This is a genomic window from Mageeibacillus indolicus UPII9-5, assembly GCF_000025225.2.
GTDB lineage: Bacteria > Bacillota > Clostridia > Saccharofermentanales > Fastidiosipilaceae > Mageeibacillus > Mageeibacillus indolicus.
The window spans coordinates 1,673,181-1,688,134 of sequence record NC_013895.2; the positions used below are offsets into that span (position 1 = coordinate 1,673,181).

11 protein-coding genes are annotated in these 14,954 nt (G+C 48.7%); 9 read left to right on the forward strand and 2 right to left on the reverse strand.

The features are described from left to right. Positions 1-122 precede the first annotated feature (122 nt). Positions 123-1,346 carry a MalY/PatB family protein gene (locus tag HMPREF0868_RS07140; protein ID WP_012994065.1) on the forward strand — a complete coding sequence of 408 codons (1,224 nt, stop codon included), beginning with the start codon at positions 123-125 and terminating at the stop codon, positions 1,344-1,346. A 71-nt stretch (positions 1,347-1,417) separates the two neighbouring features. On the opposite strand, the gene HMPREF0868_RS08115 is transcribed toward HMPREF0868_RS07140, so the two are convergent. Continuing rightward, positions 1,418-2,092 (reverse strand): helix-turn-helix transcriptional regulator, encoded by a 675-nt coding sequence (locus HMPREF0868_RS08115; protein ID WP_012994066.1) that lies wholly within the window; start codon positions 2,090-2,092, stop codon positions 1,418-1,420. Positions 2,093-2,277: 185 nt separating this feature from the next. Between HMPREF0868_RS08115 and HMPREF0868_RS07150 the strand changes: the two genes are divergently transcribed. The 7 genes from HMPREF0868_RS07150 (at position 2,278) to HMPREF0868_RS07180 (ending at position 9,499) form a co-directional block, all read left to right on the forward strand. Then, positions 2,278-3,111 carry a nucleotide-binding protein gene (locus HMPREF0868_RS07150; RefSeq protein ID WP_012994067.1) on the forward strand — a complete coding sequence of 278 codons (834 nt, stop codon included), beginning with the start codon at positions 2,278-2,280 and terminating at the stop codon, positions 3,109-3,111. Then, positions 3,108-4,253, forward strand: coding sequence for an ABC transporter substrate-binding protein (locus tag HMPREF0868_RS07155; RefSeq protein ID WP_012994068.1), 1,146 nt, complete (start codon positions 3,108-3,110; stop codon positions 4,251-4,253). Before HMPREF0868_RS07150 ends, HMPREF0868_RS07155 begins: the two co-directional genes overlap by 4 nt. Positions 4,254-4,267: 14 nt before the next feature. Continuing rightward, positions 4,268-5,314, forward strand: a complete 1,047-nt coding sequence (locus HMPREF0868_RS07160) for a FecCD family ABC transporter permease (protein ID WP_012994069.1) — start codon at positions 4,268-4,270, stop codon at positions 5,312-5,314. 17 nt (positions 5,315-5,331) lie between these two features. Then, the gene (locus HMPREF0868_RS07165; RefSeq protein ID WP_012994070.1) at positions 5,332-6,159 is read left to right on the forward strand and encodes an ABC transporter ATP-binding protein; all 828 of its coding nucleotides are present in this window, start codon (positions 5,332-5,334) and stop codon (positions 6,157-6,159) included. Between the two features lie 31 nt (positions 6,160-6,190). Beyond that, a complete protein-coding gene (locus tag HMPREF0868_RS07170; protein ID WP_012994071.1) occupies positions 6,191-7,570 on the forward strand; it encodes a nitrogenase component 1 oxidoreductase in 1,380 nt (459 codons plus the stop codon). Then, positions 7,557-8,834, forward strand: a complete 1,278-nt coding sequence (locus tag HMPREF0868_RS08120) for a nitrogenase component 1 (RefSeq protein ID WP_012994072.1) — start codon at positions 7,557-7,559, stop codon at positions 8,832-8,834. Before HMPREF0868_RS07170 ends, HMPREF0868_RS08120 begins: the two co-directional genes overlap by 14 nt. 62 nt (positions 8,835-8,896) lie before the next feature. Beyond that, entirely contained in the window at positions 8,897-9,499 is a 603-nt protein-coding gene (locus tag HMPREF0868_RS07180; protein ID WP_012994073.1) for a flavodoxin family protein, read from the forward strand. Positions 9,500-9,660: 161 nt separating this feature from the next. Here the strand turns inward: HMPREF0868_RS07180 and HMPREF0868_RS07185 are convergent, their stop codons facing one another. Continuing rightward, complete coding sequence (locus HMPREF0868_RS07185) at positions 9,661-10,572, reverse strand: DMT family transporter (RefSeq protein ID WP_197028485.1); 912 nt, start codon at positions 10,570-10,572, stop codon at positions 9,661-9,663. Between the two features lie 364 nt (positions 10,573-10,936). On the opposite strand from HMPREF0868_RS07185, the gene HMPREF0868_RS07190 reads away from it, so the two are divergent. Next, entirely contained in the window at positions 10,937-14,941 is a 4,005-nt protein-coding gene (locus tag HMPREF0868_RS07190; protein ID WP_012994076.1) for an InlB B-repeat-containing protein, read from the forward strand. Positions 14,942-14,954 lie beyond the last annotated feature (13 nt).

Here is a 14,954-nt window from a genome sequence, read left to right on the forward strand (position 1 = left end):
TCAGGAAACTTTATTGCTTCTTTATCTAAAAACGGGCAACTTCAACAATTTTTTTTGCCGGCTCATTTCATCTATTATTTAGGCAAATAACACATGAGCACTTAGCTCAGTCGGAGGATCCCATGCAATACAATTTTGATGAAATTATCGATCGCCGCCATACCAATTCAATCAATACTGACGGATTTCGTGATTTTATTTTTCACGCCGGCCCGGAGATGACTTTTCCTTACGCCGATGACGAGTTCATCAGGATGTGGATTGCCGATATGGAATTTGCCTGTGCTGAGCCGATTCGTGAAGCGATCATACGGCGTATTGAGCGGCGGATCTTCGGCTATACCATCATGTCGCTGGATAAAGAATATCACCAATCTTTCAATCATTGGTGTGAAAGCAAATACGGGTGGAGCGTGCCTTATGAGCGGCTCTGCTTCAGCACCGGAGTAATTCCGGCCTTGTATCAGCTGGTCGAGCTTATGTGTAATCGGGGAGAAAAAGCTTTAATGGTCACGCCGGCTTATGGGTTCTTCCAACATGCGGTTGATTACAATGACATAGGTTATGAATGTTCGCCACTGTCGGTTAAAGGGTCTGAGTTTAAAGTCGATTTTGCCGACTTGGCCGCCCGCGCCGCCAAACCCGGCATGAAAGTGCTTATCTGGTGCAATCCACAAAATCCGACCGGTACGGTATGGACGGAAGCCGAGCTACGTCAAGTAGCCGCCATCGCTGCCGCCAACAATCTGTGGTTGATTTCTGATGAAATTCACTGTGATCTGCTCCGGCAAGGCGTTAAGCACATTCCTTTGGCCAAAGTTACCGACTACCCGAAGCTGGTCACTTGCATGTCCGCCAGCAAAACTTTCAACATGGCCGGTTTGCAGTTCTCCAACATCATCATCCGCGATCCAGTTTTGCGCGAAGCTTTCAAAGAACGTGACAAAAACGTCGGTTTCTACAACCCTCTGTCCATTGTTGCCCACAAAGCCGCCTATGATCAAGGCGATGAATGGCTGTCCCAACTCAAAGCCTATCTGGACGGAAATTTTGCTTTTGTTCAGCAGTTCTTGCAAGCCGAGCTGCCTTTAACTAAATTTTCCATTCCGCAAGCAACTTATCTGGCCTGGGTGAATTTCAATGCCTATCTGGATGATGTGGAAGATTTGCCGAAATTTTTTGCTTATGAAGCCGGAATTTTATTGGAGGGCGGCGATAACTTGTTTGTCGGCAATGCCCGAGGCTATGTTCGCCTGAATTTAGCTCTGCCACGGCAAACTCTCGCCATCGCCATGCAGAGGATAAAAGATGGTATACTCAAGCATCAATCCGCCCGGAAGCTATAAGCTATAGTTTTGCGGTCTGCCCAACTCTGCTAGGTGCATGATGCTGGAGCCGAATATAAGAATGCCACGTATCACTTCACTACAGCTCTTTGACGAAACGATGTCGGACTCATGTGACAATATCGCCGAAAAGATGCCGAAAAATACGCAAAAGACTGATAGCCGCAACGACAAGATATTTCCTGCACTCCGACATCCGTTGACAGCAAGAGATTCTGCGCCGTGCGCATGCGCTCACGGTAAATAAAATCTTTTATATTTTCCCCCATCGTTTCTTTAAAAATCGACGAAAGATAAGAACGACTCAAGTAAACTTGATCCGCTATTTCCCGTAATGTCAGCGGCCGGTCAATATTCTCGCGTATGTAGTTGATAACCGTGTTAATTGCTCCTTTATAACGATTGTGGATTGAATTTGCCGCGGCAGCGTAATTATTTATAATCTGCTTGCCGACCAGTAAAAATTCATTCCAATTTTCAACCTCATGGAACAAAATTCCGTGGCGATAACACAACTGGTGGAACGAGGCTTCAAACGTATACAGCAAAATATGGTAATGTGCCTGATTCATAGCATTCAAAAACACTCGAAAAAGTCGAACCTCTTCGCCGCCCCCCTTGATAAACAGGGCTTGTTGCACCATTTTTCGGTATGCTTCTTTTTCTCGTCCCCGTATAGTAAGCTGGCATATTTCTTGGAATCTATATAAACGTTCATCGGCAACATCGGTCTGTTCATTCGCCATAAAATCACCTCGCACGCATTGTTAGCATCTGTTAACTACAATTTTAACACACGAAAATCATTTGACTATTCCCCCGCCCAAAATCGTAATAATTTTATATTTAACAAAAAAAGAATGATAACACGACAAAGTAAACTAATGCTAACATAAAGTTAGCCAAGGCAAAGGACGGTATTTACTCTGCGATGAAAAGAATTGCAATCTACGGAAAAGGCGGTATCGGTAAATCTACCACCTCTTCTAATCTCAGTGCCGCATTGACGGAAAAAGGCCTGCAAGTGATGCAAATCGGGTGCGACCCCAAGGCTGACTCCACCAAAAATTTAATGGGTGGGCAGCAAATTCCCACCGTTTTGGATCAGATTTCAGCTAAGGGCAGGTCCATAACACTTGACGATATCGTTTTCAAAAGCAAGACCGGCGTTTTGTGCGTTGAAGCTGGCGGCCCTGCCCCCGGTGTAGGCTGTGCCGGGCGCGGAATCATTTCCGCTTTCGAAAAACTGGAGGAACTGCACGCCTTTACCGCCTATCACCCCGATGTCATCATTTATGATGTTTTGGGCGATGTCGTTTGCGGCGGCTTCGCCATGCCTATTCGCAGCGGTTATGCCCGCGAAGTTTATATCGTATCTTCAGGGGAAATGATGAGTCTTTACGCCGCCCACAATATCGCTCGAGCCGTGGCAAATTTCAAGGAGCGTGGTTACGCCGAGTTGAAAGGGCTTATTCTCAACTCGAAAAACATCGCCGATGAAATCGAGTTGACGCGCCGGGCTTTGCCGGAAATAGGCACGGAAATAACACAGATAATTCCGCGCTCTCCGGAAATTCAAACCGCCGAAGCAAAGGGTATGACCGTCTTTGAGGCCTTTGCCCCGGGGACGTCACGTATGCGTGATGTTTATCTTGAACTGGCCAACAAAATCATGGTCACTTCGCCCGAAACCGCCGATTCCAGCACTTCACCGATGGCGGGAAAAACAAGCAAGCAAAATTTATTTATAGGAGGACTTATATGAAAGTTTTACGCTCACTTTGTGCCGTCACCGCACTGGCACTTTGTCTCGCCGGTTGTCAAACCGGTAACACTCCGTCACAGGGATCAGCTGCCGCTTCAACGCCGGGAACAACCAAGTCGGAAACCGGTACAGCATCTTCTACGGCTGCCGCCGGTGCCACCGGTGCCGCCGCTACCGCCGATACGGCCGGGAAAAGTGCAACCGTCGACCTGAACGAGCTTACCATCCGCAGCAATCTCGACAAAACCGGTAAATTCGTTATCAACTATCCTGAAGCAGTGTGGAAGAAACACGGCAAAGCTTTGGAACTTAAGGCCTATCCTAAAAAGATTGTCAATCTGTCCACCTCTTCCTTATTCTTGATGTCCAAATTAAAAGTAGATTTGATCGGCGTCTCCCGCACTGTAAAAAACACTCGTGCCGCTGAATATTACAAAAACGTTAAAACAATTGATTCCGGCATGCGCAGTGTCGATACCGAAGCTGTTATTGCCATGGAACCGGATCTGGTAATCATGAGCGGCGGCATGAAAGAAAAATTCGGCAGCCAAATTGAAAAGTTGAACATTCCCGTCTATTACACCAGTGAAGGCCCGATTGTGAATTTGGCCGTCAATCAGGCGGAAACCGAGTGTCTGGCCGAAGCTTTCGGCGGCAGCCAAGCCAAAGAGGATGTAACGGCCATATATGCAGCCATGCGCAAATCAGCTGAGGCCTATGCCAAGGAACACGCCGCCAAAAGTGCAATGGTTATCTTCGGGCCCGGCGGTAAAGGCGTTATGGTTGCCACCTCAACCAGTTTCTTCGGACAACAATTAAAACTGCTCGGCTTTGAAAATGCCGCCGATCCGATCAATGCCAAGGGCTCCGGAGTTCTACCGTCAAGCTTGGAAGTATTGGCTAAGCAAAATCCGGCCGTCATTTTCCTCATTGCTCCGCCCACCGGCTATGATCCCCAAACCTTGCTCGATGCTTTTAACGACGCCAAGGCCAAAGATCCCAAAATTTATGAAGCCATTCAGGCCGTTAAGGATAACAAAATCATCGCTCTCCCCGGCAACTACACCACCAGCAAAGGGTTGGAAGTAGTCCCCGATTTTGTAAAATTAATTGATTTGCTAAACGAAAAATTAGGTAAATAGGGAAACGGTAAACAATGCAAGGGCAAACATCACAGCGACAACCACCGCAACAGCGAAAAGCCGTGCGCAAGCTTACCCTTTGGGGCCTGGCAGGAGTTCTTATTCTCCTGCTAGGGCTCTTTTCCCTCATTTCCCTTCGCATAGGCAGTGCCGGTTACAGCCTGCGGGAAATCGTCGAAGCAATTTTCGGCGAAGGCTCACCTACCGTACGGAATATTTTGATTTATTTACGTCTGCCGCGAGTAATTGTCGCCATCATTGTAGGTGCCTGTCTGGCAACGGCTGGGGCTCTTTTACAGGCGGTTATGCGCAATCCGCTGGCGGATCCCGGCATAATCGGGGTTTCAGCGGGGGCCGGTACCGCAGCTACAGCTATAATGTTACTCTGGCCGAACGTATCCACTTCTGTTCCGCTGTTCGCTTTTTGCGGCTCACTTTTGACCTGCGGACTGATATACATAATGGCCTATGACGGCACAATGAATCCGGTGCGGATAGTTCTGGCCGGGATCGCCATAAACACGGTTCTGGGCGGATTTAACGCTTTGCTACAAATTATGTACAGTGACAGTCTGTCCGGTGTATTGGCCTTTCTTAATGGTTCGATCGCTGCCTCCACCTGGTCTGCTGTTCGACTGATCCTGGCCTACGGAGTGCCTTGTCTGGCCTTGAGCTTTCTCACCATTCGTGGAGCCAACGCCCTGCAGCTTGGGGATGAAATGGCCGTCAATCTCGGGTTCAACGTCACCCTGACCAGAATTTTAATCTCCGCTTTGGCCGCTTTCCTGTCGGCCTCTACTGTAGCCACGGTCGGCATCATCGGGTTCATCGGCCTGGTCGTACCTCATATTGGGCGTATCATCATCGGCTCTGATTACCGGCGTCTGCTGCCAATCTCGATGCTGATGGGCGGCTTGATCGCTTTGGTTGCCGACACGGTCGGACGAGTGCTGATTGAAGGTATGGAATTGCCACTGGGCATAGTCATGGCCGTAGCCGGGGGGCCGTTTTTCCTATATTTGTTGCGTTCTCACAGTCATGGTAAGATTTGCCGCAAATAGAGAAAACAGAGGAAATTATGGAAATAAGAATCAATCATTTAAATGTCGGTTATGGCCAGCGAAAAATCATCAATAATTTTTCCGCCACTTTACGCGAAAAAGAAATTCTTTGTCTAATCGGCCCCAACGGCTCAGGTAAATCAACTCTTTTAAAAGCTTTGATCGGGATCTTACCCTATCAATCCGGGGAAATTTTTTTAGACGGGCGCGAATTGCAAACTTGCAAGCCGAAAGAGGTGTCGCAAAAGATTGCTCTTTTACCGCAGATACATCATGCTCCCGGCGATTTTACCGTGCGTGAGCTGGTAAGCTATGGGCGGATGCCGCATCAAAAAATGTTCCGTCCGGACAGCAGCTCCGACCATGATATCGTCACTCACGCTATGGAACGTACGCGTACTCTAGTTTTTGCTGATCGGCACATCAAAGAGTTGTCAGGAGGCGAATTGCAAAGGGTATGGTTGGCTTGTTCATTGGCACAACAGCCGCGAATTTTGTTTTTGGATGAGCCGACCACCTATTTGGATATTTGTCATCAGCTGGAAATGATTGAGTTGGTGCAAAAGCTTTGCTACGAAGACGGCTTGGGTGTCGTCTTGGTTTTGCACGATCTGAGTCAAGCTCTCGATATGAGTGATCGAGTTATCGTGTTACGCAACGGGGAAAAATACGCCGAAGGGCCGCCGGATGAGGTTATTGAACCGGAAATGTTGCGTGAAGTATACGGAGTCGGGTGTCGGCTGGTGCCGGTACAAGATCGTCGCCGGCCGGTGATTTCTTTCGATCGGGTCTGCCGCCTTGTCGCGGAGCAGCAAAATCAAGCGGAAACAACATTATTAAAATAAATTTGTATACCATATATACGAAGGAGAACTTATGTCTACTTTTTCAGCCTCGCCATCGCTTCAACCACGGTGTCAAAGCCCTTCCGGCTTGAGCCGTCCCGAAAATAGTCCGCCGATCAAGCGACTCGCCCAGGTCAAATCTCTTGAAGATATCCAACCGCTTTCTCACGCCGTCTTTCCCGGTAGTCACTGTCCGCTGTTCGGCTCTTTAATGCTTATTAGACGCATCCGCAATGCCTCTTGTCTGGTTGTCGGGACGGATGAATGTACTTATTATGCAAAGTCGTCCGCCATGGCAGGAGGAGATTTCGGGACGTTGGCCGAACGCTGCTATTCCCTCGTCCTACAGCCTACAGATATCAGTTTCGGCAGCGGTGACAAACTAAACGCCGCCATAGAAGAAATTACCGCCCAAGGAAGGCCCGAGCTGCTATTTGTAATTACCACCTGTGTGGTCGAGTTGATCGGAGACGACTTTGACAGCTTGTGCGCTCGCGCCGCCGCCAGACTGAATATCGCCGTCACCGTCATCCACACCGAGCATTACCGCTCCGAAAATCACCTTGCCGGAATGGAAGCTGCCCTTACCGCTTGCCTACCTGTCATGCGCGAGCAGCCGCCGCAGTTAGCCGTCAATATTTTAGGGCCACGACATGATAACTTTGCCCAGAGCGAATTGGCCGAATGCCTGAACACGATCGGTCTGCCGATTAACTTAGTTCTCCCCTCCGATTGCGATATTTCCGATCTCGTCAAAGCTCCGGCGGCACGGCTGAATCTAGTAACAGACCGGATCGGACTTCCCTTAGCCCAAGCGATGTTAGACCGTTTCAGCTTACCATACATATATTTTGACCGCTTTGTCACCCCACGCACAATTGAAAATGCCTACCTAGATTTGTTTGATAAAATTTTAAAACCGGAAACCAGGCAGAGAATGGAGGAATGGTTAAACAGCAAAAAAACCGCTGCCCGGCGCATCGCCGAACGTGTAACACCGAAGCTCCAAGGATATTCATACATTTACGGCAATACGCCTCTGCCGCAACTGGAATTGAACGCCTACCTTACCGAGCTCGGGCTTCAGCCCAAACTCATTCAACTTTCTCAATGGACAACGGCAGATGACACCGCCGTGAATCGCATTTTGGCCAAATATAATCCCTATGTGACTCGCAACGCCAACATCGCCCCACTACGAGACATGTATGATATTTTGCGCCCCGAATTTTACTTCGGCCACGAATATTTTGAACGTCTGCTGAAAAAAGGTATAGTCCAACGCGCCATGGACAGGCTGGGGCAAGCCTACGGATTCCAACTAAATACTCAACTTCTTTTATTTCTGGAAGAAAGCATTGAAATGTACCAATCATTAGTGGTGAAAGGAGCACAAAATGTCGCTGACTAAGCTTTTGCCGACGCCGTCAGACCGTATGGGTTTATTGTGGAATCTTCTGGCTTTGTCGGATGCCTGTATTTTAGAATACGGACCGGCCGGCACGACGCATTACGGGCTCGGACTGATCGGTGATTTGGATCTCAAAACCGACAACCGCTATTTTGTCAGCCACATGACGGAAACGGATGTCGTCATGGGGAATAGTAAAAACTTGGAAAAAGCAGTCCGGGAAATTGATCTGACTTACAAGCCTAAGCATATTTTTGTCGTCGGATCTTCAGTTTCTACGACCATTGGGGCGGATTTGAACGGAATTTGTCATTACTTACAAAGAGATGTGCAAGCTCGTCTCCATGTTCACAACACCGGCGGTTTCGGCGGCAATTATCGGGTAGGAACCGAAGCCGTTTATCGTCTTCTGGCTGATCTGGTCGAAGAAATCCCACTAAACAGCCCTCCAGTAACGACCGGTACAAATCTGACGGCCGGCTTATCCAGCATTGCCGCTGACGCCGTTCCAATTTCTGCTACGCCGCCAGAGCACAAACTTACCTACAACTTGCTCGGCTTTTCACCTGATCATTTTCGTAGCCTTTCCGATTTGTTTGAGGTGCAACGGCTGCTCAAGGAAGGCCTCAATTTGGAGCCGGCTTCATCGTTCACGATCAACGGAGCTATAGATAAATTGCCGATGGCAGCGAGCGCCGACATTTCACTCGTACTGCGGCCGGAAGCCCTTCCCTTGGCGCAAGCCCTGCAAGCCCGTTTTAATATACCTTATTTGGAGCCAAACTTTTACGGCTACCATCCCTGTCTGACCGCCTTGCGGGCAATCGCCACTCAGTTGGGCATCACGGTAAATGCCTCAGTCGAAAACCATTTAAATGCGCGAATCAAACGATGTGCCATGTTGCCCTATATTCTGCGCCGTGCGACTGCACCAGTTCTTTTGTACAGTGTCGCCCACGCTGAAGTGAACACCAGCCTTGCCGCCGCCTTGGAGCCGTTAGGTCTGCACTTTACGGCTCAGCTCGAACCGACCGCGCCGGAAGCCGAACGTCTGGCAGCAATCGCCACCTGGTCAAACGGCCTCATCTTCGCTGATCAGGAAAGCCTTGATCTGGCAGCTGCAAGTAACAGCAAAGTTTTAATAAGTTTTCCGTGGTACAGTACGCAAGTTTTGGCAACACACCTGCCTTTTATGGGCAGCCGCGGCATGGACTTTATTTTGGAACAGGTTTACGCTTACTTAATCAAAGAGCGCATTATGTAGAAGCGAAATAATATAATTTTTGCTTTCAAAAGCTTAAAAAGCTTAACTTTAGGAGGTTATATATGAAAATCGACATTATCTATCACTCACTAACCGGCTGCACAAAAAAAGTGGCCCAAGCTATATACGACGGACTAGACAGCCTTAAACAATGGCCTGATATACCGGTAGCCGAAAAACGCTTGCTGGATTTTAAACAAAAACCGGAGTGTGCGGCAGCTGATTACGTCGCCCTAGGCTACTATGTTACGCAGGGTTCAATGGACGAACAGTTCCAGGCTTGGTTACCGCATTTAGCCGGCAAACGTGTATTCGTTTTTTGTACACTCGCTTATTTCGCTGATTCTGAGCACGCTTTCACGGCAATTCGCAATGGCGTAAACCTGGTCAAGGCGGCCGGAGCTGAGGTCATCGGCAGTTACGTTTGCAACGGTGCGTTGGACCCGCAAATGATTGAAAAGTTTAAGCGGGCAGCAAAAACCATGGGCGATGGGGCTGTAGCACGCGAACACGCCTACACGCCGGAAAAGGGGCTGCGCTATGAACTGTTCAAAAGTCACCCGACAGCGGCGGAATGCGCCCTCGCCTCGGAAAGATTTAATGAACGCCTGGTTTTGTCCGAGCGTGTTGCTCACCTCGCAGCTCCGGGATCTCATTTGCAATAATGCCTGAGCAGCACGTCCTACCGCGCCGTATCGGCATACCGCCATCCGCTCATTGCACCGACCATAAAGAACTGAAGTCTGCTCCCCATCGAGCAGACTTTTTTGTCGCCGCCGGCCGCCTACGCCTGCGTCCGGCATTCACTTCTTAGATTTCATCTCATTCACCGCTTAGGCCTAGTTTCCGCCTGCGTTTTGCTGACCTTGGAAAACAACAATATCGACACCATAATAATCGCAATTCCGATCACTTCCCCATAGCTGAAACGCTTCCCGAAAATAAAAACAGACAGAATTGAAACCAAAAGCGGCTCCAACGCCGTAAACAGACAGGCCATGCTCCCCGGAATATATACTGTACTTTGCAAATAGGCCAGGAAAGCAACCACCGTCCCCAAAATGATCATCAAAGTCAAGTAGAACAAAACTTTGGCATCAAGATGCACCGGCAAACCAGACAACGGATGCCAAAACTGAAAACAAACCCCCGCAATGAACATCCCGAAACCAACGGTAGGCGCGGCCCCATAGGTTTTGATCAACGGCTGCGGCAAAACCGTATAACTGACCACACTGAGCGCAGTCAAAAGCCCGACCAACAACGCCGGCAACGAAACATGCAATCGACTGAATTCCCCGTCTGTAACCACCAGCACTACCCCAAAAATCGCCGCTATTATCAGGCTCAGGTCAAGCAGCCGCAACCGCTTAATTCCACGCGCCAGCTCATATCCATACAATAAAACCGGAGAAATAAACTGAATAATCGTAGCAAAAGCTGCCGAACTTAGCTCAATCGTTTTGAAAAAAGCGTATTGTACCAAACTCATGCCGATGAAAGAAAAACAGACGAGCCTAATTACGGCTCGGCGCGAGCGAAAAATGGCCCAAGTATGCTCATGCTTAAAAATTCCGCTGTAAACTAAAATACATAAGCCGCCAAGCAGCAGCCGGCAGCTGACCAGCCATTCCGAGCCTATACCGCAATCCAATATCAACTGCGCCAAAACACCGGAAAAGCCCCACAAGCATCCCCCCAGTGCCGCCAGCAGCATGCCTTTTCTTTTGTTGTCCATCTTCATATTTTCGCCTTCACTGGCGTACGAGTCCCTAGAACAGCCTACCACCGGCGCCACGTACGCATATTAAAATGTTAAGAGATCGTCTTGCTATTCTATCACATATCGCGGCCGGTACAACGGCTGTAACCGTATATTTTTCTGGCCGGGCAAGATATATTTCACCTTAGCAAAAACTATATTTCAAATAAATAACAAATGGTTACAGTTTCTGTCTTTACCTTGCCGTATGGATACAGATAACATATATTATAATTAATTTATGGTAAAACTTTTTATTCGGAATTATAATTTTGCTTACTGAGGCTTTTACAACAATTCACTTCAGTTGCTGCAAAGGCAGAAAGGATACATGTGTTTTATGTATAAAGTTTTTCGTTGCTCCGGCCAAGCCGCTTTGAAAATGGCCGTCGTCATCGCTCTGGTCACCGCTTTACTTGCCGGTTTCTCCATCGGCATAGTGCCAACCGTTACCGCTGCCAATCAGCCAGGCCCATCGCCGGCAGATGCAGAAATAGGGCAGATGACAACTCGGGCAGCGGCCGATACCTTATGGGTCAACGCATCAACCGGTGACGACACAGCCGCAGGCACGGCAAACGCTGAATTAAAAACGCTGGAAGCGGCTCTTGCCAAGGCTGCCGCCGAGCCAACAGTGCGACGCATCAACATCACCGGCGAATTTAAGCTGGACAAAACCATTATCATACCGGACGGCATCACGCTGGCGGTAACCGCCGCCGGGGCAACTTTTAGTGCCGACGGAAATAAGCTTAAGGGAATAGTTTTAAGCAAGGGCGCAACCCTCACCGGTAGCGGCGAAATGCAAATGCGAGGATTTGCGACCGCTCTGACAGCAGAGGCGGGCTCACTAATCACTGACGGGATTTACAACTTTCAGGATAACGGAGTGGAAGATGGAACCGGGGTGAGTTTCGGCGGCAAAGTTAAAGGTTCTGGCGACAAAAATAAATTACGCATCATGGTAAACGATATATGCTCCACCGATTTTTATAACGATGGCAGTAGCTTCGAAAATTGCATTGTAAACGTCAACTCCCAGAAGCGCACTTGGTTCGATGCCCGTAATTTAACCCTCAAAAACGCTGATTTTACCGTCGCCGGCTTCGGGATGGGTTACTACATTGGTACTCTTGATATGGAAAATTCGTCTTTAACCGTCAATAAAGGCTCCGGTTGGCGTTGCCCCACCGGCTTTACCATTCAGGGCGACAAAGACAAAGAAAGTTCTGTACGCAACTCAAAAATTACAGTAAATGCCGGAACAACTGCCGGTATTTCCATCGGTTTATCCGATAAAAAGAAAAAAATTACCTTCAAAGACTCAACCTTGGAATTAAATAACAGTGGAGTCGGTGGCTTAAATATAAATACCGGTAGCGTTGAACTGATTAGCTCAACCATAATAAGCAACGGCAAACAGTCCGGCGCTGTATTCGGGGCTCAGGGCAACGGCGAAATAATTTTCAAAGACAATTGTCTGGTTAAAACCCCTGCAAACAAAGCTGCACATACCGGCAGTGCCCAAAACAAAAATACCTACATTGTACTCGGTGGCTCATACTTAGTGACCTATGCACCCGACTATCATGCCGGTGACGGCAGCACAATTCCGAATAACGGGGCCGCAAACGGCAATGAACCCTTATCTCTGTTTACCTTAAGCGATCCGACGCAAACATTACTGCAACCGTTAAACCGCCAAGGCAAACCCTACGACTATTCCGTGACCAAGCCTTCAAGCGACGGGCAAAAGCACGTCTGGGTTCCGGCCGCTAAAGTACAGTTTTATCTCAACGACCCCACTTCTGCCGCACCTGTAAAAGACGTCTGCTTCTCCGACGGCTCAACTACCGCCAAAACCGCATCAGCCATGCGCGGTTACCCCCTTAACGCTGCCGTTAAAATAGCAGGTGGCAATACCCAGCTCCCATCCCAGCCCCAAGCTGCCGGTTACAAGTTTAAAGGCTGGTTTTACAAAAATCTTACCGATAATTCAGAGCAGCCGTTCAATGAAGCCATTAAAGTCCCGAAGGATTTGGACGTGTATGCCAAGTGGGAAAAAGATCCAAATGCCTACCTGATCAAGTACAATAATGCGGCTGCCGACAACAAGGTGCTGAGCATGGCTTTTTCTAATCCTCAGCGCACTTTCAAAGTCCTCTCCCTCGCCGCGGTGAAAGCACAAAGCCCTGCTTTTGTTCCGGACGGCAAAGTATTTAGAGGCTGGGCAACAAGGCCGGATGCCGCCGCCCCCGAGACGGCTGCCGGCAAGGTCATAACCTTGCCCGGAGCTAAAAACATCTATAACTTATACGCGATTTGGGAAAATAAGCTGCTTACGGTTAAATTTTCCGCCAACGGTGGCATTTTTACTAAACAAAGTATTTTTAAGGCCAGATCGGACATTTTTTCCATTGATAAAGATTCTGCTGGCGGAGAAGTTGCCGTAATCAAGAAAACCCCTGCCGTTGTCGATAAAATGTCTTTAGTCAGCCTTTTGCAAACCCTTGATCCAACAATCGACCTAGCCAAGTCGGGGCTTGTCGGCTTTACGAATGATCCGGATGACAAAGTTTTAAAAGAGATTGCTACACGCCAATACAACATTTTAGGCACTTTTGATAAACAGGTCGGATTTTTTTTGCGAAAACATTATTATTACTGGTTTAACGACCCGGATGGCAAGCAATGCGCCGATCTCAGCAAGGATACAGCTTTGACTGATGATACGACCTTTTACCTGAAATGGCAACAAAATCCAAACATCCCAACCATAAACGCAGAGTGCCGGATTCCTGCCGACATGTGGAGCAAAGATCCCGGCCAGACCACCAGGATCAAAAATTTAAATACCTCAGGATCTTTTGCAATTACCGGTGCCGTGGATGCCACCGAAATTGTCCATCAGATGAACTCTCTCGAAGGGGAATTGGCCAAAAACATTAGCGATTTATCGCAAATCAAGTTAACTCAACTCAGTTCCGTGTTCAAAGCGCGACTGACTTTGCCAGTCGGGGTTGTTCTGCCGGCCAACCCCACCGTGCAAGCGGCCGGCCTCGGCAATTGTTTCGAAGTAGATTCAGTTAAAGCCGGTTCAACTCCCGAGGCAACGCTGGACGTGACTTTTAAACTGAAACAAGGCATCAGCAACTATAAGCAGCTCAAAGAAGCCGTAGAGTCAACCGGGGTGCCCCAACCCGGCTATCATCCCTGGATGCCCAAACCCCTGACTTTCACCGTGACAGGACTCACTTGCGCGCCCGGTAAGTTTACCAACTTGGAGGAATTTACCGCAACCGGCACAGTCGAGGGCAATTTTTCCGCTTACGCTACTGATATGAATTCTAACGCAACCAAAAAGTTTACATTCACTTGGAAAGGCGAACAAATTACCGAGGCCAAAGATACTAACAAACCCGGAATAACGCAAACTTTCCGCTGTCTTTATCCGCTCGAGCTACCTCTGCCAGCCGATATGGCGGTTAATAATAACACCGAGCATGATGCCGTAATCGAGCTCACTCCCGGAGCTACCTTCCCTTTGACCGGCGCTTTACAGGTAGAACCGATCCACGAACAAATGGCCAAAATTGAAGCTGCCTATCCCGGGGAAAAGCACGATCAAATTGCTCTATCGGATATCGACTTTGGCTTTACCGCGAGCTTTACAGCTCCTGATGATATAAGTTTGCCGCGCAGCCTGTCACCGGCAGATATTAAGTGCGAAAATTTCGGTACCGGATTTAAGGTCGATTCGGTTAATATCAATGGTCAAACTGTCACTTTAGAGTTTAGCCTAAACAATACGGCAGATGTTAGAACCTATACTGATCTGGAAAAGGTGGTCGATCCGGCAGGAGGTGAAAGCGGTTGGATGAGGCTCACCGTACCTAATTTGAAGATTAAAAACGATGCCCCGCTCGATCAGAATTTTACCATAATCGGGAAGGTAAACGGCCGCTTTGCGGCGACTGCTGTTTCCGCCGGCGGCGAGGTAAAATATTTCGCCTTTAAATGGCAGGGAGAACAATGGCCGGACGGGAAAGATGCCATCGCTACAACTGACGATGTCATTAGCCTTACGGTGAAAGCCGTCTCTTCGCCCAAGCCCGGTCTCATAACACCGCCGGCATCTTTTAAACCTATCGCGCCGCCTACCGAGCCTGATCTGCCGAAAGTTTCTGGTAGAAATATGCCGCCGCGTTCCGCCGGCGTGCCGCTGCCCAAAACCGGAGAAGCTGCTCCTCCCTGGTGGGCAGCTTTAACACTCATCGGCGGCTTACCTTTACTCGCTTTAGGTTTGATTCTTCGTAAAACTATCGCCATTCCGGGCGAGCGATAATGACATCTGCTGC